Raw genomic sequence first — 17625 nt, forward strand, 5'->3', positions numbered from 1 at the left:
TGCGCGAGCGGAATCACGCGGATCGTCGATGACAGAAGCCATGAACGAGCGCTCGGTTGGCAGAACGCCGGTGGTTTCGGTCGTCCTGCCCACCTACAACCGCTTGCCGCTGCTGCGCAAAGCTATTGCATCGATAGTCGGACAAACATTCGGCGACTGGGAGCTCATCGTCGCCGACGACGGCTCCACCGACGACACGCGTGGTTATCTCGAAGCGATCGATGATCCAAGAGTCCGGCCACTCTGGATGGAGCACCGCGGCGATCTCACTTCAGCACGCAGCGCCGGCCTCAAGCACGCGCGCAGCAAGTGGGTGGCATTTCTTGATTCGGACGACTTGTGGCTGCCCGGAAAACTGGAATTGCAACTGCGCCGGCTCGCCGCGCAGCCTGAATGCAGGTGGAGCTACACGGGATACTCGCTGATTGACACGGAGGGAACATCGCTGCCGGAGCGGTCGGACCTTCTGCCTCGGCCGGTTTCCGGGTACATCCTCGAACCATTGCTTCGGTTCAAGCTCTCGACACCGGTCCCGACCATGCTCGTGCAGCGATCGCTGATCGAGGAGATCGGCGGGTTCGACGAAACAATCCCCATCCATTCCGACTACGACTTCGCGCTGCGACTCGCTGCACGTAGCGAGGTCCTCGCGTTACCCGATATCTTGACTCTGGTTCGCGAACACCCGGACAGGACCACCGCGCGCTTGCGCCTCGCGGAACTTTACGCCGATCAGGAGCGCGTATTCCGCAAAACCGCGGCGGCCACGACGGACCGAAAAATACGGGCGCTGTGCCTGCACCAGTGCGTAATGCAACTGGCCGGACAGGCGGCGGCATTGTCGCGGGAAAGGTCGCACAGGGCCGCGTTCGCGGCACTGGTCCGCGCCGCCCACATCGCACCTTTCAAAGGAGTGGTCTGGAGAACCGCCGCAGGATGCGCAGTGCGGGCGTTGGGAGTGTTCACATAAAGACGTGCATCACGATCAAGCTGGACGCCGCATCGCCGCCTGCTGCAGCGCACCGGCTGGCGTATGGACCATGCGGGGGGCGACACGCTCGCTTCACCGTGCCGCAAGAGGGGTGTGCTGAAGATACAAAGCATGGAACGCCTGAACGGTGCAATCGGCATCCTCCAGCATCGCGCGACGCTGCGCTGCCCTAGCCAGTCGGAGCCGCAGTTCCTCATCGGCAAGCATTCGTTGGATGGCGTTCGCCAATGCATCCCAGTCCTTGACCGGCACGGCCAGGGCCGCCGAGGGCGACCACTCCGCGAAATGCCCGACCGCGGTACCGACCGCAGGCACGCCTGCCACCGCGGCTTCCAGCAGGATCAGCGGGCCAGCCTCGTGCAACGAAGACATCACCAGCAGATCGGCGGACTCCATCATCGGGCGCAATTCGCGCTGCGTCTTGAATCCATGAAAGCGCACGTGCTGTTCCAGCCCAAGGTGGCAAGCCAGCCGTTGCATCTCGCCCTGTAGCGTGTCCACGCCAATGATGTCCATCTCGAAATCCGGCCCTGTCTCGGCCAAGGCTGCCAGCGCCCGCAGCAGCGTCGGCTGATCCTTGACGCGATTGAGGCTGGCGACGTGGATCAGCCGTGCCGGCTTCGCGCTGCGCTCGCGCGGCGCGAGCGGCGGCCATGCCTGCAGGTCGACGCCGAACGACACGCGCTGCGCCTTCAGACCGAGTGCCTGCAGCGATTCGATGATCGGCGCGCTGGCTGCCGTGATGACATTGGCGCCGCGCAGCACTACCGCTTCGCGCAGCCGCCCTTTCCACAGCCGTCGTCCGCCGTAGTCGATCTCGTGCAAGGCGACCAGTTCGCCACCGGCGATATGCACCAGGCTCGGCAGCCGCAGCAGCTTGGCCGCGGCGACGGCGACCAGGCTGCAGGAACCGGAGAAGATTGCGTGGGTCAGATCGAACGGTGCACGGCGATGTTCGGCCAGGATCGCGGCGATCGAGCGCAGCCGCGTCCAGCGGTTGCCGATGTTGTGGATGGTAGCGCCGGCGAGCTCCCAACGACCCGCGACCGCTTCCTGCTGCAGCGCGAAAACATGAACCTCATGCGTCCGTGCCAGTCGCTCGATCAAGGCCAGCAGCACCGGGATCACACGGAACTCGCCGGTGCGATCCACACCACCCGGCACCACCAGCGCGAGCTTCACCCTGCCCTCCGTCGCCGGTCTTCGTGGACCTGTGCATAAGCGGCGGCCCACTGACGTCCCACAGCGGCGAACGACAACGTGGCGTCGAAGTGCGCGCGCACCTGTTCCGGCGACGGCCGGTTGGTCGCGGCATCGATCAACGCATCGGCCATCTGCGCCGCGTCACCGCAAGGCCACAGCTTGCCGATACGGCCATCGCCGATCAGCGCGCGAAAGGAGGGAATATCCGTGACCACCGGCGTCACGCCGCAGGCCAGCGCTTCCAGCACGACATATCCGCAACTCTCGGCATGACTGCCCGAGACGAACAGGTCCGCGGCGCGCATCAATGTCTCGACGCGCGTGTGCTCTACCTTGCCCAGCAGATGCACGCGCCCCTTGAGTTGCGGATCGTGCTCGATGCGGCGCTGCACTTCGCCGAGCAGCGGCGCGCTGCCGAACGCGCACCACAGCTGCAGATCTGGCAACTGCTTCACGGCGCGCGCCACGCCGTCGAGCACGGTCAGCGGGTCTTTGCCGGCATTCAGATGCCCCACCCACAGCACGCAAGGATCGCCATGCAATCCGGTTTCAGCGCGCGCCTGATCGCGATGGCCAGGCGTGAAGCGGCAGCTGGATTCCGGTATGGCGAACACATGCGCCAACGGATCGAACAGGCGCGCGCGGGTGAACGGTTGCGCCTGTTCGGGTGCAGTGAAGGCAATACCGGAGATGGCTGCATACCAGCGCCGCCACTGCGGCCGTCGCCACCAGCGTGGCGGCCGGTCGGCGTGGTCCTGCATGAGAATCGGCAGCTGCGGCAAGCATTGCGACACGGCAAACGCCTCTTCGACAAAACCCAAGCCGTGCCCATGCAGCACGTCTACCTTGAGGTCGTCGAGCAGACTGGCGAAGCGACGACCGCGATTTCTCGCCACTTCCAGTCCACGGACATCGATGAAGTGGTAGTCGATGCCGTTGCGCGTGATCAGGTCCTCGCGTGCCGCCGCCTGGATCACCGAAACCCGGGTTCCTGAACTGCCGACCGCTTCGGCGATATCCCCCAGCGAATGCCATTGCTCAAGCACCTGGATCGGCGTGAGATCTTCGGGCGCCGGCAGGAAGTTGATCTGCGCGACGTGCAAGGACGCCATCGTTACGCGCCCGTGATTTGCGGCTTGCGCAGCTGCACGAAGCGATTGGCGATATTGAGTTCCCACGGATGGTTGTAGCGCCGATGGCGATAACGCCACGACGCCATGGCGCTCATGCCACGCTTGGCCCAATGCGGCGCACGCTGATCCTGCACGGTGGGAAAGCGGCAGCGCAGCACGGTAACGAAATCGTAGATGCGCCGACGCAGCTTGTCCGTGAGCCAGGGCGCATCGGCGTGGCAGGCATAGTCCACCCAACGACGCTCGGTCCATTCGTCCGGCGTCGAGGGAAATACCACCGGCTCGCCATTCACGTCGAGCAACGGCATCGATTCACGCTTGCCGCGATCCTTCTCGTGCTTGCTGCCCTCCGGCAACGGCGTGTAGATGTAGGTAATGATTTCCGAGGCTGGATTGATGCGTTTCAGTTCGCGGATGAACTCGAACGTCAGCTCGGTTTCCGCTTCGGTATTGACCGGTGGCGCCAGCATGAAGGAGAACTCGGGGATGACCCCATGCCGCTGACACAGCGCGGCCACAGCCAGCGTCTGATCCGGGCGCGTGCCCTTGCGAATTTCCTTGAGCATCGCGCCACTTGGTGACTCGGCGCCGATATACGCCATGCGCAGTTTGCTCTTGCGCACCAGCTCCCAGGTGCTTTCGGAAAGATTGAGCAGGGCATCGGCACGCGCAAAGCACCACCAGGGCATTTCGAGCCTGGCCATGATCTTGAGCATCGGGATCATGTCCTGCTCGCGGTCGAAGAAGTTGTGGTCGTAGAACAGGATGGAATCGGCGCCCAGCTCGTACTTGAGGTAGCTCAGCTCGCGCTCCAGCCGTTCGACCGGCGGCAGCGACGTGGCGCCGCCAAACATCGCCGCCACACCGCAGAACGTGCAGCGGAAGCGACATCCGATCGACGCCTGGTGCACCGCCGTACGCCGCCCGAGAAAGGTGCTCGCAAGATACTTGTCCGGGTCGCCCACCTTTTCATAAGGCAGTACCAGCGCAGAATCGCCGCGCTCGAAATGGCGGTTGGGGTTATGCACGATCTCGCCATCGCGACGCCAGGACAGACCGCCGATCCGGGCCAGCGCCTCATTACCGCCACCGCGACCCAAGGCCGAAACCAGCTCGACCAGACTTTCCTCGCCCTGCCCGCGCACCGCGTAGTCCACATACGGCGCCGCCAGCGTGGTATCGGTATACAGCGTGGGGAAGTAACCGCCCCAGATGATCGGCATCGACGGATAACGCTCGCGTATCGCCTTGGACACGGCAATCGCCGGCGCCACCTGCGGGCCGCCCATGATGCCGATGCCGAGGGCGTCGTAGTGTTGCTTTTCAGCGGCGGCCAGGGTCGCGCTCACCAGATCCCGATCGATGTTGCCGTCCACGATATGGCTGTCGCCGAAGCGGTCCAGTGCCGCCGCCAGATTCAGCAACGCCAGCGGAAAGCGTGGATTCGTGGTGACGGTCGGGTTGACCAGCAGCGTGTTGGGACGATGAGTCATCGGACGTCTCTGAAATTCAGGCCTGGCGCCGCAGCTGGAACACCAGCGCCACCGGCACTTCCAGCGCCATGCGGTCGAAACGCGCGCCGGCGGGGATGTCGACTGGATCAAGCATCGGCTCCAGCACCTGTTCGATCTGCAGCCCGAGCGCCGCGCAGGCGGCATGCCAATCGCTGTAGAGGTGCTGCGTATGCCGCACGGCGTAGCGCTGGTTGCCGGACTTGAAGTCGCGCAGCCAGCCGAGCGCATGCCCGATCGGATGCACGTCGCTGCACAACAGTATGCCGCCGGGCCGGGTCACCCGACGCAGTTCGGCCAGCGCCTGTTGCAGATTCTCGAGGTGCCCGACGACCAGACCACAGACGGTCAAATCCGCCAGCGCATCCGGTATCGGCAAAGCCGCCAGGCTGCCCTGCACCAGCTCGACTTCGGCAGCCGCATCGGATTGCAACACGCCAAGCTCCGCGACAGCGCATTGCAACATCTCCGGCGAAAGATCCACGCCGGTCAAGCGCGCCGCGCCACGCCGCAACGCATGCAGCATGTAGCGCCCGCTGCCGCAACCGGCGTCGAGCACAGCCTGTCCTTGCAGCGTGGCCGGCATCAGCCCGAGCATGGCGCGCTCTTCGGCCTGCATGACCGGATTGTGCGCATGCGCCGGATAACTGTGCGCCCACAACGCGTAAGCCTCCGCCGGATTGAGAATCGAGGGGCGAGACATCAGTAGCACCGCGCTTCAATGCCGGGATCACGCTCGCACTCGTTCCGGCCAGCGATCAGTTCGAGCCCGGGTTCGAGCGCAACCAGTGCCGGCTCGGCCAGCGGCCTGGCCAGCAACTTCGGCTTGCCATCCAGCGTCACCGGCACGGCTTCCATGCCGGCGACGGCAAACCATTCGGCGAAATCGGTATCGGCAATGCAAGGGACGCCGTTGCGCACCACGGCGCGGACCTGGCTGCGTTCAATACCGGCCAGACTGTGCCCCTCATCGCCACCGCGATCCTCGACGATCACCAAGTCCGCCGGTACGCCCGGCGCAAGGCTGCCGCGCGAAGGCAGACGCAGGATGCGCGCGGCCTGAGTCGTGACCAGTCCCAATAGCTCTCTGGGACTGAGCTCGCCGCGTGCTGCGATACCACGCATTTCCTCGAGCAGGTCGCGGGCTCCGCTGAGCCGCGAGTCGCTGCCCAGCGCAAGCCGGCCCGCAGCGCACAGGCGCTGCGGATCGAGTGAGCGTCCGAGCAGGGTATGGTTGCTGGTCGGACACCAGACCACCGCGGCGCCACGGTCGATCACCCGATCGATGTCCGGCTCGCGCAGACCCACGCCATGGATCAGCACGCTGTTCGCCGCCAGACATCCCAGTTGATCCAGTTGCGCCAGTTCTGCCTGCGCCGTCGCATCGGTGCCCTCGGCCAGGTGGATCAACCAGGGTCGGTCGGCGGGCGTGGTGGTAAAACTCTGCTGGACCGGCGGACCGTAACCAGGCCAGCCCAGCGCGTAGCTCCAGCCGTAATCACGCAGCAAGGCGACTGGAAAATTCGTCGCATCGAGCGCCGGATGCCAGGGGTCGTGATGCGCCACGCAGGTGGTCCCGGCGAGCAGGTTCTTCAGTGCACCGTGCCGCAGCCGCAATTCTTTCGGCACCTGCAGCGCGGCGACCACAGCGGGTTCCTTGAAATGCGCCTGAAACGCCGCAATCCACGCGTAGCTGTTGGGAAAGGGCGCATCGGTTTTCAGCGACGGCACGGCATTGACGTGCAGATGCTCGTGCGCGTTGATCAGGCCGGGGAAGATCAGATGGTCGCGCAGATCGACCCGATACGCCCGCGCGGCCAGCGATGAGCCGATCCGCCCTGCCCTGATCGGCAGCGGTACGCGCGAACTGGCTTCCGTCGTGACCGACACCGCACGACACAAGCTGACGTCCATCGCTGCCTGAAGTATGTCCATGGACTCAGCGCCGCCGCATCACGATCAGGAAGTGGTCGCCCATGTCGCGCAGCAGCGGCAGGCCGCCCAGACGGTCATCGAGCCGACCCAGCCGTTCGCACCAGTCGCGTCGACGCCGGTAGAAATCCACCAGATAAGGCGGTGGCAGGAACAGGCTCAGCGCGCGATAGCTCTGCAGTGAAAAGTGTTCGGCGAAGGCACGGTAGAACTCGCGCGGCAGGTAGTAATGAGTCCAGATCGTGTGGCGGTTCATCCCTACCGCCGTCGCGCCTCGCGCGGCGCGCACGCCGGCCCGCTTGAAGCGGCCGCGCAGTACGTAGTGGCCCAGCTCCCACGGGCAGATCCGGCCCATCACCGAAAAAACCAGGCTGCCGCCGGGGCGAAGCAGACGCGCACATTCGGCGGCGACAGCACCGAGGTCTGGGGCGCAATTCAACGGACCGAAGTTCGAATAGATGGCGTCGAACTCGCCGTCGAGTTCTTCCAGCTGCTGGACGCCCAGATGCGTGGCGGTGACACGGGATTGCAGACCCGCCGCGGCGACGCGCGCCTGCGTGCGTTCGACCATCTGTGGCGACCAATCGGAGGCGACCACATGGAAGCCGCGTCGCGCGAACTCGAGTGCATCGAGGCCGGTGCCACAGCCCAGATCAAGCAGCCGGGCGCCTGCCGGGACCTCGCTATGCACGGTATCCCACAAGGTCAGCCGCATGCGCTGGATCAGCTCGTTATTGCCGCGCGGGCCGTCATAGTCGGCGGCAACACTGTCGAAGGCGCGTTGCGTATCGAGCAGTTGCGCCTCGTCCAGTGGCGCACTCCGCGGGCGCTGGCGAGCGCTCACGTCGGGTGCCGCCTGGCGCACGATTTCAAACTTGTGTTGCCCACTCATATCGATCTCCGTTCGACCGGAAGGCAGTCCATGATTCGCCATGACATCCAGGACGAAACTCCGGCCGATCCGTGGTGTCGGCCACGGCCCTTTCATTCATCTGTTTCGTGAGTGCCGCTCTCGCCCGCTTTGGTTGAATGCAGCTGGTCGGCAACGGCACTACGCGCGTACCCGGCGGCGCCGCAAGGCGTCTCTCGCCAGCGCCGTCAATCCCGCCAGGAAAGCCCCGAACAGGATGCCGGCGCCCCATATCAACACCAGGTTTGGGGATACCTTCTTGTCGGGGGCATAGATGGATCCCAGCAGCGACGTCTCATACGTATACGTGGCGCTGAGGCGATCGACGAGATCGCTTTTGGACAATTCCAGGCCGCGAATCTCCGCGTCCTTGCTGGTCAGCAACACACTGGCGAGCAACGGATCCTGGATACCCTTGCCTCCCGCGCCGTCCTTGCCTGCGGGCGTGACGGCCTGCTGCAGGCGATCCCTTTCAACCTGCGCATCGCGCAGATCCGCCTGGATCTGATCAAGACGTGCACGAGCCAACTTCAGCGGCGTTGCCTCAAGCTGTTCATGAATGGCATGCAGCTGGTTGACCGTCGCCAGAGCGAATTGACGGGCCTGCTGCGCTGAATAGCCTCGCAGACTCATCCGGATCAGCGGACCGGCGTAAGGCAGCGGATCCAGTTTCATGCTCTTGCGGTAAAGCGCAGCTTCGGGTGAATCGGGCAAAAAGCCGAGGCTGTTCATCACCTCGTTTTCGAACGGCACCATCTGCAGGCGCTCGATAACCCTGGCCAGCGACTCGGTCTTTGGATCCTGACCCGATGGCACCTGCCCGACCTGCCCGATCTGGATCCAGGCGGTCGCCTCCCATTGGTTCCTTGCCCGATGCGCGAAGACATAGGTGCAGGCCAGGATCACGACCAGCACGGCCGCAAACCATTTCCACTCGCGCGAGAAGATCCGCCAGAGATCGATCAGGTAGATTTCGTCTTGTTCCATGGTTCTGTACTCACTGGAAAGAGGGTGGAGACATGGCTTGCACGGTCGTCGCGGAGGCATTTCCCTGCCCGTCGCCTATCGGCTCCCGCAACCTCCTGTTCGGCAGCCATGCCACGAGAACCTGCATGACAAGACAAAGGCCGATGAAGCCGACATTCGTCCATATGAAAGCCTGTGGCGCGAACGGCGACATCACGCACACATAGGAAACACGCAGGAAAATAAGCAAGGAAAACAGCGGCACGGTCGGGCGCAGGCGCCGCACGCTCCAGCGCAGCAAGCCGTACAACACGAAGATCGCCGCCACCGCGCCAACCGGACCCAGCGCCATGAGAAACGGGAAAAACTCCGTACCCACGTTGATCGTCGGTGCGTCCAGCGGAATATCCGTCCCGGCGGTCACGACGGACCCCTTCATGGGAACCACCTGGTTGATGAGAAAGCTGGCGTTGGAGTAATGCTTGGCCAGGATCGCGCTGAAGTTGTAGGGGCCGGCGCTGCCGTAAAGCAGCAGCCACTTGAAGCCCAATGGCAACGCCCGGTACATGGCACTGAAAGGCAGCGTGATGTTCTCCAGCGGCCCGGATCGCAAGATGCCGAGAATCGAGAAAACGCTGCTGCCGGCGAGCGCCAGAAAGCCAACGCTTTTCCACGGCAGCGGCCTCGCCTCGTCGCGTCGCAGCATGATGACGAGTGCAAACGAGAACACGCTGGCGAATAGACGATTCCGGTCGATCACCAGCACCGGGAACAGAAAGCCGATGACGATGAGCATGTTGCGCAACCACTTGCTCCTGGCGCAGAGCAGCCCGATCGGAGGAAGCACCCAGCACATGTCGGAAACATGCCGGACGTGTTCGCGGCCACCTTCCATCAAGGCATAGGACGACGGCTTGTCGAGCAGTGGAATCGGGAACAGCGTGAGATCGATCAGGCAGAAGAAAGCGACCATGCCCGCAAAGGCCAGCGCGACAAACCCATCGCGGGTACCGACGTAATGACGCGCGCGGAATCGCGTGGGCTCGGGAATCCTGACGTTCGTATGCACATCGAACCACACGATGACCGTTGCGCTCGCTGCCAGCAGAAGCAGGCCCTTCAGGTAATCCGCCGGAAGATCGTAGGTGAGCAAGGTAAGCCCACATGCCAGCAGGATCGGCAGTCCGAGATAGCTTGAGGGGAGACACAGCAACCGCTTCATGTCGCCTCCGCGCGTGGGTTTGTGGATGGAACCCGGAGCTTTGACAGAACCACCAGCGACAGATACGCCAGCAGGTGGAATACCAACGGCGAGGGCTGTCTCTGCAGGAACGCGATCTTGGCGCCGATGTAATGCGACTGCGCCCTGAGCAAGGTCCGGTACGGCTCATCGAACAGACAGGCCCGACGTAGCGCAACCTGCCTCGACTCGGCAAGATTGATGACACGGGTTGGCGTGTGCCGCGTCTTGCTCAGGTTGGCGCCGTGGATGCGGTATGCACAGACACTGACGTCAATGAAGCCCAGCGCATCACGCGCCGCCAACCGAAGAAACAGATCCCAGTCCTCGATCCGCAGGCCTTCGCTCCAGCGGTCGACCGTGTCGAGTGCGCTCCTTCTCATCAAGGCGACCGGGCCACCGATCGCCCACTGGCTGATGATGGCGCGCCGTATGCCGTCATCGGATCGATAGAGATGCTTGTTGGCACGGTGAAGATCACGCATGCCGCTCTCGTGAATTTTTTTGTCGTCCTGATCGACGACGACCGAATCACCGATCACCGCCCCTTTGCCCGGATGCGTCAGCAGGTAACGGACCTGCGCATCGAGACCTCCAGGCAACAGATAGTCATCGCTGGCGCCGGGCCGGAGGAACTCTCCGCTGGCACGCGCCACCAGTTCGTTCAAGGTCGCCGCGATGCCCCGGTTCTCCCGACGCACGTACTCGATCGGAAGATCCATGCAATGCGTCGCCACCCAATCGGCGATCCTGTCCGCGGTTTTGTCGGTCGAGCCGTCATCGATGATGATGAGCTCCTTGGCCGGGTACGGATCTTCCAGCACGCTGTCAAGGCAGCGCTGCACGAAACGCTCGTGGTTGAACGCGGGTATGAGCACGGAGACCAGTGGCAGCGTCTCCGTATTATTCGATACGTCGAAGGCCATCATCACAGCCCTCCCAGGTAACGTCGCACGACGAGCACATTGAACGCGAGGTAGATGAGATAGTTGATCGCGAAAGCATACATCGCGCCGACCAGGCCGAAGTTCGCGGTAAGCACATAGACCAACGCCAGATAGCTGACCGCAAACACGCACTCGGAGATCACGAACAGCCGCGTCATGGCCTTGGCCAGCATGACGTAGGACAGAATGAAGGAAGCGATCTTGACGACATCGCCCAGCAGCTGCGGTCCGTACAAGGCATTGGCGGACGCGAAGTCCGCACTGAACAGCAGACGTGTCACCCAGCTCCTCGAAACATAGACCACGGCCGCCAGAGCAGTGACCACGGGCATCAGGTAGCGGTAGGCATGGCGCAGTTCGAGCACGAGCGACGCACGCTCGTGCGTCGACGCCAGCTTGGGCAGGTAATAGATGTTGATCGCCGTGGTGAGGAACAACAGATAGGCGTCCGACACCTTGCTCACGGCCTGCCAGTAACCGACCTGCTCCCAGCCGAACTGGACCGCGAGGTGATCGCGAACCGCGATATTGATCAAGGGCGGCAACAAGGCCGAGCTGAGCGTCATCACCGAAAAGGCCGCGAGCCGCAAAGTCATTTCGCGGTCGAAATGCATCCGCAGCATGCTGCGCTGGAAATAGGGGCTTCGCCACCAGGCTGGCAAGCCGACGGCGAGGCACAGCAGCTGCCCCAGCACGAGCGCCAGCAGCGCGCCGTACAGATGCAGCCAGCGCGACAGCCCGAGCACCAACACGATGCTGCAAGCCGACCCCAGCACCTGGATGAAGGCGAGCCGGCGCACATCCATGAAGCCGTTGATCACGGCAAGGATGTAGTTGACCAGTGCAATGCCGAGCTGGGCCACGGCGAGTACGCGGATCAGGTTTGCATAGCCTGGGTCGCCCAGCAGCCAGAGCGCAATCTGCCCACTGAACAACAGCGCGACGCCTCCCATCAGGCAGGACGCGCAGAGTGCATACCAGAGCGCGGCGGCAAGCAGGCGCGACAATTTTTGCGCGTCGTGGCGATATTCGGCGACGTACTTCACGATGCCGGCACTGATGCCGCCACCAGCCAGCACGGCCAGCAGTGACATCAGACTCATGAACTGGCCCAGCTTGCCCACCCCGGCGGGTCCGGCAAACCACGCCACCAGCTTGATCACGACCAGCGCCGCCAGCAAGCGTGCGGCGGTGGCAATCGTGGTGTAGAAGCCGGTGCGCACGATGTTCATGGCGGACACTCGAACGCCTGACAGGCTGCGATCACCCGATCCACCGCATCGTCGCTCAGCGTGGGTCCGATCGGAAGGCTCAGCACTTCATCGTGCAATCGTTCCGTCAGCGGCAGATGGGCGTCCTGCAAGCCGGCATAGGCGGGTTGCTTGTGCGGCGGCACCGGATAGTGCACCTGGCTCTGGATGCCATGCGCCTGCAGATGCTGTTGCAAGGCATCCCGGCGAGAGCAGCGAACCACGAACAGATGCCAGGCGTGCTGTTCCTCGCGCGCCACCGCCGGCAACTGGATGTGCGGATGACGGATACCGTCGCGATAACGTTGTGCCACTTGGCGACGCCGTGCAATGTCCTCGTCGAGATACTTCAGCTTCACCCGCAGCATGGCGGCCTGGATTTCGTCGAGCCGCGAATTGAGGCCCTGGAACAAGTGGTGATACTTCACTGCGGAACCGTAGTTGCGCAGGGCCGCGATTCGCTCCGCCAGCACGTCGTTGCGGGTCACCACCGCGCCGCCATCACCCAGCGCACCAAGGTTCTTGGTGGGAAAAAAGCTGAAGGCTGCCGCTTCCCCGAACGCACCGGCCTTGTTTCCGGCGCTGGCCGCTCCATGCGCCTGCGCCGCATCTTCGATCAGCAACAGGTTGTGTCGCCGTGCCAGCGCAGCCAATGCAGGCATGTCGGCCAGCTGGCCATACAGATGCACTGCCATGATCGCGCGCGTACGTGGCCCGATGGCCGCCTCCACGCCAGCGGGATCCATGTTGAAAGTAGCAGGATCGGGTTCCACCGGAACCGGCACAAGCCGGTTTTCGGTGATCGCAAGAAAGCTGGCAATGAAGGTATTGCCCGGCACGATGACCTCGTCGCCCTCTTCGATGGCGCCGAGTTCCTTGTAGCCACGCAGGATCAGCGACAGCGCATCCAGTCCATTGCCCACGCCCACGGCATGACGCACGCCGCAATAGTTCGCGAACTCGCGTTCGAAAGCCGCAAGCTCCTCGCCAAGCACATACCAACCCGAATCGATCACCCGCGCGGCGGCCGCCTTCAGCTCTTCGGCATACCGCGCATTGACATCCTTGAGACTGAGGAACGGGACATCCATCAGGGCGATCTCCATCAGAGCGTCCATTCATAGAAATCGTGCACGATGGCGCGCGCGCCGAAATATTCCTTTTGCGTGATCAGGCCGGCGTTAAGCGCCTGCCCTTCCCGTTCGGTGGAAATGCCGAAGGAAAAATAGAGCCTGTTCGCATAGGTGTTGGTGATGAGCTCTGCCAAGAGCAGACTGAGCGCGCCCAAGTGCTGCCCTTCGTCTGATGCGGCCAGATATTGGGTATGCACGGTCGTGCCGAAATCGTAGACAAGGACGCCCGCCAGAAGAATGTCGTCGCGGCGAGCCTCATGCAGCACGATATGTTGCGGAAACCGGGTTTGCAGCAGGCGCAATTCCGGCAAGCTGTGGACTGGCACGACGCCATGTTTCTGCAACACCTGCGAAAGCAACGCATGGAAGTCTGCGGGATTGGTACCGGCCTGCAACGCGATACCCGCCTTGCTTGCCTTGTTGACGGCACGCCTGCGTCCGTCCGTGAAGTGAAACGGTTCCTGCAACGCAATCACCGAGGACATGTCGCGACGGGTCAGTCGCGCTCCCAATCGATGCAGGGCATACAGGTCTTCTTCCGCGGGATGCGCATGGAACACGTGCGGAACTGCCTTGTAGATGACGCGTTCCACACCCAGCGAGCGATAGTGGTTGCCCAAGCTCTCAAATACCGCAAGCGTCGACTCGGCGCGCAACGCGTGGGTCGAAACAAGCCCGGCATAAGTAAGGCCACCATGGCTCATCACCAGGCTGTCCTTGATGTTCGCGGGAAAAACCGCCACGGCCTCGTTATCCCGCTCAACCATCAACGAACAGTCGACGAAGCGATCCGCGTGGTAATCCATGTAGCCGCGTCGGTGCAGCAGGTTGCCGTTCCTGGAATGCTCCACCACGGCGTCCCAGGCTCCCGCATCGGCTGAAACGTAGGGTCTAACCGTGAGCATGTTCGTCACCGACAACACAGGCGCCACGGGCTTCGGCAACCCCGAATCCATCCACCCCCATGTCGTTGCCGTTGTAGAACATCAGCAGCTTGTCGCGTTGCCGGATCAGCGCGGGATAACAGATGACCCGCGAATCCCAGCCGCTGGCGGACAGCGTCAGTCCCAGTGCCTCGTCGTGACGCTCCCAGCGGATGCCGTCATCGCTGTATGCGATGCCGGGAAAGTATTCGCCGCCGACATTGCCGCGCGTGAAGTACATAATGTATCTGCCACCGAGCCGATACACGCGCGGACGGCCGATGCGATATTCGCTGCCGCGGGGTAGCAGGCAGACATGGTCTTCGCGCGGTATGGCATCAAGATCGTCCGTCTCGACATAGCGGATGTGATAGCGCGGAAAAGGTTGGCCGCCGATGGTTTCCCAATCGTCACCAGCCGCATACCAGATGCGCCAGCGGCCGTTTTCGTGGATGACCGAGTGCACCGCGCCGATGGTGCTGCGACCGGGTGCGCGATCGAGGATCGGCGTTTCCTGCACACGCCGAAAATGATCGCCGCCATCGGTTGAAACAGCCAGGCCGGTAAACGCCAGGAACTTGGCCTTGGCCACACGCTGGAAGCCGACATAGAACATGTGCAGGCCACCCGGCGCATCGACGACATCGCCCAGGATCATGCCATTGTCGTCGAAGCAGCCGTTCCGCCCGATATCGAGCACCGGCTCGACACTGACCCGCACGATGGACGCAGGGTCGTCCGCCCGCACGTCGACGTAGCCGATCCGACTGACGCCATCGGCATCGCGAAACCCCGCGTAAACGCGGATGAGCTCATCGTCGATGCGATACGGCGTCGGCGTAAGCGCCGAGTGACGCATCCAGCCGCCCACGCCATGCCGCGCGGTTTCGAACACCAGCCCTTGCTTGCTCCACTCGAACATGCGTTCTTCAAAGCCTCACGTCGAGGCTGGACTTGCCGGGCACCGGCTTGGCCGGCGAGCCGACATAGATCCGTCCCGGCTCGGTATCGCGGGTGACCAGTGCGCCGGCGCCGATCACATTGTCGGGCGCCACTTTCACATGATCGTTGAAGGTGGCGTTCACCCCGATGAAGCTGTTCTCGCCGATCTCGCAATAACCTGAAATGACCGCATGCGAGGTGACGAACACGTTGTCGTGCACGACCGTGCGATGCCCTACGTGATTGCCGCTCCACAGGATGCAGTTGTTGCCGATGCGTACGAACGGCTGGATGACATTGCTTTCGAAGATGAAGCTGTTCTCGCCCACGCCGGCATTGCGCCATACGAATGCGCGCGTGCTGACGTACGTGGCAAACCGGTAACCTCTGCGTTTGGCATCCAGGTAAAAGCGCGTGCGCAGGCGATTGAGCTGGCTGGCCGGGATGGCGACAAACACATCGACGTCAGCCGGTGGGTAGTGCGCTTCCAGTGTCTCGTAGGCCACCACCGGACGACCTGCCAGCGTCGACTGCGCGAGATAGTCGCGCTCGACGCTGAAAGCCACCACGTCATAGTCGCTGTCGTGTTCGAAGTATTCGCAGGCGATCTGCGCGAACTCGCCGGCTCCGATCAGGACTAGCGGCCTTGACATGCTGCCATGTCCTCCAGGTACATGGCGCCACTGACTTCGCGCATGAACTCGGCGTAGTCGGTGATGTAATCGCTCTGGTCGTACAACTGGTCGGCCAGCACCATCAACACGCAATCTTCGCTGAAGTCGTACAACTCGCGCCATACCATGCGGCCGAGCATCAGCCCCTGCGAGGGATCGTCGAGCACGACCTCGACTGGCCCGCTGCCATCGTCCAGCAGAAAGGTGACCGAGCCGCGCACCGCTACTGCCAGTTGATGCAGGTGGCGGTGTGCGTGCTTGCCCCGATGCACATCGTTCTGCGTGGCGTAGATGTAATACACGCGCCGGATCACGAAGGGTACGTTTCGATCCTCCTCCAATGCGATGAGCATGCCGCCGTTGTCGCCATGCTTCTGCAACTGGATTCGTTCGATTTCCATGTTCTGGACCCGGCTGTAGATTCTTGGAAGATGCCCCTCTTGCTTGAGTGCCGCGCCGGTGTGGAAAGGTTGCGTCGTGATCGGGACTGCTCAAAGCACCAGCTTCGCTCTGGATGGCAGGCCGACCTGCTCCTGCCGGAGTTGGGCATGAACGCAACCTTTCATGGCGCAACCGGCACCCAGTTACACCAGGCTCTCTACAGCATCACGCGCACGAGCCTCGCTTAGGCATGAAGCAAGCCATGGGGGATGCATGGGGATCGGCTGGATGACGGCAACGCGCAAAAGCAGCTTGGGTAGCCAGAGGACTCGTCGAACGACGGGTGTGATCGCACTGTCGCTGACGGTGTTGCTGGCCGTGATGACCGGGCTTGGTGGCGTGTTGCTATGGTCGTCCGGTGCGCAGGCGCAGCAAACTGACAATGCGAGTGCCGGCCAGGCCCCCGCCCATCAGCCGTCCAGTCGCCTGAGCGAGAGCGATATCGCACGCATGCTGCCCTCCACCGACATGGGTGCTGGCGCATCGATGCATGGCGACATGCACGCGCGCGCATTCGACGGCAGCCAAGCCACACCGTTCGATGCCGCGCCGATCCCGCAGAACCCGTTGGCGCCGGGCGCGGATGCGATCGGCGCGAAGAGCTGCGCCGTCTGCCATGCGCTGGAAACCATCCAGGCCTCGCACAGCCTGCATGTGGCCTCGTTCCGTGCAGGCAGCGCCAACACTGGGCCACAGGCTTCCTGCGAAGCCTGTCATGGCCCCGGCTCGGCGCACGCGAAGAACCCCGCGGCCGCGGGCCTGATCATCGCCTTTACCCACGACGCCAAGACCCCGATCGAGACCCAGACGCGCACCTGTCTGAGCTGCCACGTCGGCGGCGCGCGCCAGCACTGGATCGGCTCGGCGCACCAGGAGCGCGGGCTCTCGTGCACCGACTGCCACAACCCGATGACTCGGTCGTCGGCCGAAGGCGTGCTGGCGAAGGATTCCATCAACCAGGTATGCGCGACCTGTCACCAGGATGTTCGCGCCCAGTTCAACCGCCGTTCGCACATGCCGCTGCCGGAGGGCCAGATCTCCTGCGTCGATTGCCACAACCCACACGGCAGCATTACCCAGCCGCTGCTGAAGACCGACACCGTCAACGAGACCTGCACCACTTGCCATGCCGAGAAGCGCGGACCGTTCCTGTTCGAGCATGCGCCGGTGGGCGAGAACTGCCTCAACTGCCACAGTGCGCACGGCTCGAACCAGGAAAACCTGCTGGTACTGCCGGTGCCGATGCTGTGCCAGCAGTGCCACACGAATAGCCAGCACCCAAACGATCTGCTGACGCGTCAGAACCTGCGCAACGGATTGGTGCCGGACGAACGCGTGATGGAGCGCAGTTGCCTGAACTGCCACAGCAACATCCACGGCTCCAACAACCCCAATGGCGCCAAGTTCCACCAGTGAATGGCCATCGGCG

General features: G+C 63.1%; 17 protein-coding genes. 2 read left to right on the plus strand and 15 right to left on the minus strand.

The window, feature by feature from the left end:
* Nucleotides 1-28 precede the first annotated feature (28 nt).
* Complete coding sequence (locus IE071_RS07935) at nucleotides 29-970, plus strand: glycosyltransferase family 2 protein (RefSeq protein WP_189440554.1); 942 nt, start codon at nucleotides 29-31, stop codon at nucleotides 968-970.
* A 93-nt stretch (nucleotides 971-1063) separates the two neighbouring features.
* On the opposite strand, the gene IE071_RS07940 is transcribed toward IE071_RS07935, so the two are convergent.
* The 15 genes from IE071_RS07940 to IE071_RS08010 form a co-directional block, all read right to left on the minus strand.
* On the minus strand, nucleotides 1064-2173 hold the full coding sequence (locus tag IE071_RS07940) for a glycosyltransferase family 4 protein (RefSeq protein ID WP_189440555.1): 1110 nt from the start codon (nucleotides 2171-2173) through the stop codon (nucleotides 1064-1066).
* Nucleotides 2170-3306, minus strand: coding sequence for a glycosyltransferase family 4 protein (locus IE071_RS07945; protein WP_189440556.1), 1137 nt, complete (start codon nucleotides 3304-3306; stop codon nucleotides 2170-2172). The genes IE071_RS07940 and IE071_RS07945 overlap by 4 nt, the downstream gene beginning before the upstream one ends.
* A 2-nt stretch (nucleotides 3307-3308) precedes the next feature.
* The gene (locus tag IE071_RS07950) at nucleotides 3309-4820 is read right to left on the minus strand and encodes a B12-binding domain-containing radical SAM protein (protein ID WP_189440557.1); all 1512 of its coding nucleotides are present in this window, start codon (nucleotides 4818-4820) and stop codon (nucleotides 3309-3311) included.
* A 16-nt stretch (nucleotides 4821-4836) separates the two neighbouring features.
* Nucleotides 4837-5541: a class I SAM-dependent methyltransferase gene (locus IE071_RS07955; protein WP_189440558.1), complete on the minus strand. Its 705-nt coding sequence runs from the start codon at nucleotides 5539-5541 to the stop codon at nucleotides 4837-4839.
* A complete protein-coding gene (locus tag IE071_RS07960) occupies nucleotides 5541-6773 on the minus strand; it encodes an amidohydrolase family protein (protein WP_189440559.1) in 1233 nt (410 codons plus the stop codon). The genes IE071_RS07955 and IE071_RS07960 overlap by 1 nt, the downstream gene beginning before the upstream one ends.
* A 4-nt stretch (nucleotides 6774-6777) precedes the next feature.
* Nucleotides 6778-7662, minus strand: a complete 885-nt coding sequence (locus tag IE071_RS07965; RefSeq protein ID WP_189440560.1) for a class I SAM-dependent methyltransferase — start codon at nucleotides 7660-7662, stop codon at nucleotides 6778-6780.
* A 159-nt stretch (nucleotides 7663-7821) separates the two neighbouring features.
* Complete coding sequence (locus IE071_RS07970) at nucleotides 7822-8667, minus strand: Wzz/FepE/Etk N-terminal domain-containing protein (protein ID WP_189440561.1); 846 nt, start codon at nucleotides 8665-8667, stop codon at nucleotides 7822-7824.
* Between the two features lie 10 nt (nucleotides 8668-8677).
* Nucleotides 8678-9868, minus strand: a complete 1191-nt coding sequence (locus IE071_RS07975) for a hypothetical protein (protein WP_229792799.1) — start codon at nucleotides 9866-9868, stop codon at nucleotides 8678-8680.
* Nucleotides 9865-10812, minus strand: coding sequence for a glycosyltransferase (locus IE071_RS07980; protein ID WP_189440953.1), 948 nt, complete (start codon nucleotides 10810-10812; stop codon nucleotides 9865-9867). The genes IE071_RS07975 and IE071_RS07980 overlap by 4 nt, the downstream gene beginning before the upstream one ends.
* Nucleotides 10813-10814: 2 nt before the next feature.
* The gene (locus IE071_RS07985) at nucleotides 10815-12065 is read right to left on the minus strand and encodes an O-antigen translocase (protein WP_189440562.1); all 1251 of its coding nucleotides are present in this window, start codon (nucleotides 12063-12065) and stop codon (nucleotides 10815-10817) included.
* Nucleotides 12062-13174, minus strand: coding sequence for a DegT/DnrJ/EryC1/StrS family aminotransferase (locus IE071_RS07990; RefSeq protein WP_189440954.1), 1113 nt, complete (start codon nucleotides 13172-13174; stop codon nucleotides 12062-12064). Before IE071_RS07990 ends, IE071_RS07985 begins: the two co-directional genes overlap by 4 nt.
* A gap of 14 nt (nucleotides 13175-13188) precedes the next feature.
* Nucleotides 13189-14121, minus strand: a complete 933-nt coding sequence (locus IE071_RS07995; protein WP_189440955.1) for a GNAT family N-acetyltransferase — start codon at nucleotides 14119-14121, stop codon at nucleotides 13189-13191.
* Nucleotides 14108-15061 (minus strand): glycoside hydrolase family protein, encoded by a 954-nt coding sequence (locus tag IE071_RS08000; RefSeq protein WP_189440563.1) that lies wholly within the window; start codon nucleotides 15059-15061, stop codon nucleotides 14108-14110. Before IE071_RS08000 ends, IE071_RS07995 begins: the two co-directional genes overlap by 14 nt.
* Before the next feature lie 7 nt (nucleotides 15062-15068).
* A complete protein-coding gene (locus IE071_RS08005) occupies nucleotides 15069-15734 on the minus strand; it encodes an acetyltransferase (protein WP_189440564.1) in 666 nt (221 codons plus the stop codon).
* Nucleotides 15719-16156: a sugar 3,4-ketoisomerase gene (locus IE071_RS08010; protein ID WP_189440565.1), complete on the minus strand. Its 438-nt coding sequence runs from the start codon at nucleotides 16154-16156 to the stop codon at nucleotides 15719-15721. Before IE071_RS08010 ends, IE071_RS08005 begins: the two co-directional genes overlap by 16 nt.
* 325 nt (nucleotides 16157-16481) lie before the next feature.
* Here IE071_RS08010 and IE071_RS08015 point away from each other — a divergent pair, with 325 nt between their 5' ends.
* Nucleotides 16482-17612, plus strand: a complete 1131-nt coding sequence (locus tag IE071_RS08015; RefSeq protein WP_229792800.1) for a DmsE family decaheme c-type cytochrome — start codon at nucleotides 16482-16484, stop codon at nucleotides 17610-17612.
* The last annotated feature ends 13 nt before the right edge of the window (nucleotides 17613-17625 follow it).

The organism is Rhodanobacter panaciterrae (assembly GCF_014651895.1).
In the GTDB taxonomy this organism is placed as follows: Bacteria; Pseudomonadota; Gammaproteobacteria; order Xanthomonadales; family Rhodanobacteraceae; genus Rhodanobacter; species Rhodanobacter panaciterrae.

Bases quoted from the DNA above. Each gene is read 5' to 3' on its own strand.
- IE071_RS07935 (WP_189440554.1), top strand. From the start codon at position 29: ATGACAGAAGCCATGAACGAGCGCTCGGTTGGCAGAACGCCGGTGGTT.
- IE071_RS07945 (WP_189440556.1), bottom strand. From the start codon at position 3,306: ATGGCGTCCTTGCACGTCGCGCAGATCAACTTCCTGCCGGCGCCCGAA.
- IE071_RS07950 (WP_189440557.1), bottom strand. From the start codon at position 4,820: ATGACTCATCGTCCCAACACGCTGCTGGTCAACCCGACCGTCACCACG.
- IE071_RS07955 (WP_189440558.1), bottom strand. From the start codon at position 5,541: ATGTCTCGCCCCTCGATTCTCAATCCGGCGGAGGCTTACGCGTTGTGG.
- IE071_RS07960 (WP_189440559.1), bottom strand. From the start codon at position 6,773: ATGGACATACTTCAGGCAGCGATGGACGTCAGCTTGTGTCGTGCGGTG.
- IE071_RS07965 (WP_189440560.1), bottom strand. From the start codon at position 7,662: ATGAGTGGGCAACACAAGTTTGAAATCGTGCGCCAGGCGGCACCCGAC.
- IE071_RS07970 (WP_189440561.1), bottom strand. From the start codon at position 8,667: ATGGAACAAGACGAAATCTACCTGATCGATCTCTGGCGGATCTTCTCG.
- IE071_RS07975 (WP_229792799.1), bottom strand. From the start codon at position 9,868: ATGAAGCGGTTGCTGTGTCTCCCCTCAAGCTATCTCGGACTGCCGATC.
- IE071_RS07980 (WP_189440953.1), bottom strand. From the start codon at position 10,812: ATGGCCTTCGACGTATCGAATAATACGGAGACGCTGCCACTGGTCTCC.
- IE071_RS07985 (WP_189440562.1), bottom strand. From the start codon at position 12,065: ATGAACATCGTGCGCACCGGCTTCTACACCACGATTGCCACCGCCGCA.
- IE071_RS07990 (WP_189440954.1), bottom strand. From the start codon at position 13,174: ATGGATGTCCCGTTCCTCAGTCTCAAGGATGTCAATGCGCGGTATGCC.
- IE071_RS07995 (WP_189440955.1), bottom strand. From the start codon at position 14,121: ATGCTCACGGTTAGACCCTACGTTTCAGCCGATGCGGGAGCCTGGGAC.
- IE071_RS08000 (WP_189440563.1), bottom strand. From the start codon at position 15,061: ATGTTCGAGTGGAGCAAGCAAGGGCTGGTGTTCGAAACCGCGCGGCAT.
- IE071_RS08005 (WP_189440564.1), bottom strand. From the start codon at position 15,734: ATGTCAAGGCCGCTAGTCCTGATCGGAGCCGGCGAGTTCGCGCAGATC.
- IE071_RS08010 (WP_189440565.1), bottom strand. From the start codon at position 16,156: ATGGAAATCGAACGAATCCAGTTGCAGAAGCATGGCGACAACGGCGGC.